General features: G+C 30.1%; 1 protein-coding gene and 1 pseudogene. One reads left to right on the forward strand and one right to left on the reverse strand.

The genetic code is table 11. From position 1 onward, the window contains the following. A pseudogene (locus ACFIMQ_RS09620) lies at positions 1-268 on the forward strand (P-type conjugative transfer protein TrbL); the annotation flags it as partial. Positions 269-337: 69 nt separating this feature from the next. Here the strand turns inward: ACFIMQ_RS09620 and ACFIMQ_RS09625 are convergent. Next, a complete protein-coding gene (locus ACFIMQ_RS09625; RefSeq protein WP_169728635.1) occupies positions 338-502 on the reverse strand; it encodes a hypothetical protein in 165 nt (54 codons plus the stop codon). Between the last annotated feature and the right edge of the window lie 190 nt (positions 503-692).

Here is a 692-nt window from a genome sequence, read left to right on the forward strand (position 1 = left end):
TATTTCAGACCAATCTAAATCGACTGCTTCAGACCAATCTAATTCAGGTCTTCCAAAAATGAGAGATGCTGCCGATATGACGTTAAAAGGTCTTGGACATATGGCTGCTTTTTGTGTTCCAGGAATGGAAAATGCCACAAACCTTAGTCTTAATGCCCCACCTACACCACCAGAATATAACGATATCCAATTTTCTAGTGATAATAAACCTCAATCTGATATTGAAAATACAATTTCTGGAGCAGGATCTGTAATAGATAAGAACTAAAGAAGCTATGGTTTTATTTTTGAGAAATAAATAGTAACTTCTTTAGTTAGAGATTGATACTAGCATTTTTTAAAATGCATGATCACGATCTGTAGAGGTTAATTCTTCGTCAAAAAACTTTTTCGCTTGTTCTTCTTGTTGGGCTCTACGTTTTTCCTCTTCACTTTTACCACAACCTGTAATATTCAATCCTATAGTCAATAGAGCTAAGCATATTAAAATAATTTTTTTCATTTTTCCCCTCTTTAAAAATTATATGTATTAATATCATCAAACTAAGGTATGAGATGATTATCTATTGTATTGGAATACAGATTTAATTATCGTGATCTTTTGTTTTTTTATTAGTATTGTTAATGGAAAAATATGTGAACAGTTTATTGTAAATATCTTATAAGTTTATCATAATAAAAAATTAGAAGGA

The organism is Bartonella sp. AD13SXNS, from assembly GCF_042196465.1.
In the GTDB taxonomy this organism is placed as follows: Bacteria; Pseudomonadota; Alphaproteobacteria; order Rhizobiales; family Rhizobiaceae; genus Bartonella.

Coding starts and splice junctions, on each gene's coding strand:
- ACFIMQ_RS09625 (WP_169728635.1), bottom strand. CDS start 502: ATGAAAAAAATTATTTTAATATGCTTAGCTCTATTGACTATAGGATTG.